Below are 1015 nucleotides of genomic sequence, written 5' to 3'. Positions count from 1 at the left end.
ATGACCTCGCCCTTCACAAAGATCTGGCCCTTGCCGTTGCCCGAGGCCACACCCAAGTCCGCCTCACGCGCCTCACCCGGACCATTGACCACACACCCCATCACCGCCACCCGCAACGGCACCTCCATACCCTCAAGCCCCGCCGTCACCTCTTCAGCCAACTTGTACACATCCACCTGCGCCCGACCACACGAAGGACACGACACAATCTCCAACCGGCGCGGCTTGAGGTTCAGCGACTCCAAAATCTGGATGCCCACCTTGATCTCCTCCACCGGAGGCGCCGACAACGACACCCGGATCGTGTCCCCGATCCCCTCCGCCAACAACGCACCAAAGGCCACCGACGACTTGATCGTCCCCTGGAACGCCGGACCCGCCTCCGTCACACCCAGGTGCAACGGGTAGTCACACTGCGCAGCAAGCTGCCGATACGCAGCGACCATCACCACCGGATCGTTGTGCTTCACCGAAATCTTGATGTCCCGAAAACCATGCTCCTCAAACAGCGAGCACTCCCACAACGCCGACTCCACCAACGCCTCCGGCGTAGCCTTGCCGTACTTCGCCAGCAACCGCTTATCAAGCGACCCCGCGTTGACACCGATCCGAATCGGCACCCCCGCACCCGAGGCCGCCTTCGCGATCTCCTTCACCTTGTCATCGAACTGCCGAATGTTCCCCGGATTCACCCGCACCGCGGCACAACCCGCATCAATCGCCGCGAACACATACTTCGGCTGAAAATGAATATCCGCGATCACCGGGATCTGCGACTTCTTCGCAATCGCCGAAAGCGCATCAGCATCATCCTGAGAAGGACACGCGACACGCACGATCTGACAACCAGACGCGGTCAACTCCGCAATCTGCTGCAACGTGGCGTTCACATCGGAAGTCAACGTCGTCGTCATCGACTGCACGGAGATCTGAGCATCACCACCAACCGCCACCGAGCCCACCTGAATCTGGCGGCTAACCCGGCGGTCGGCAAGCTTGGTCGGAACGGAAGGCA

The 1015-nt window shown here is 61.3% G+C and carries 1 protein-coding gene; it reads right to left on the bottom strand.

What is annotated here, in order from left to right:
* Nucleotides 1–1015 (bottom strand): flavodoxin-dependent (E)-4-hydroxy-3-methylbut-2-enyl-diphosphate synthase (ispG, locus tag FHS42_RS36040; RefSeq protein WP_184580595.1); only part of this gene is annotated, 1015 nt, incomplete at both ends.

Origin of the sequence: Streptomyces zagrosensis, assembly GCF_014203645.1 — a bacterium.
GTDB classification, from domain to species: Bacteria; Actinomycetota; Actinomycetes; order Streptomycetales; family Streptomycetaceae; genus Streptomyces; species Streptomyces zagrosensis.
This window is presented reverse-complemented; position numbering and strand designations above follow the sequence as displayed.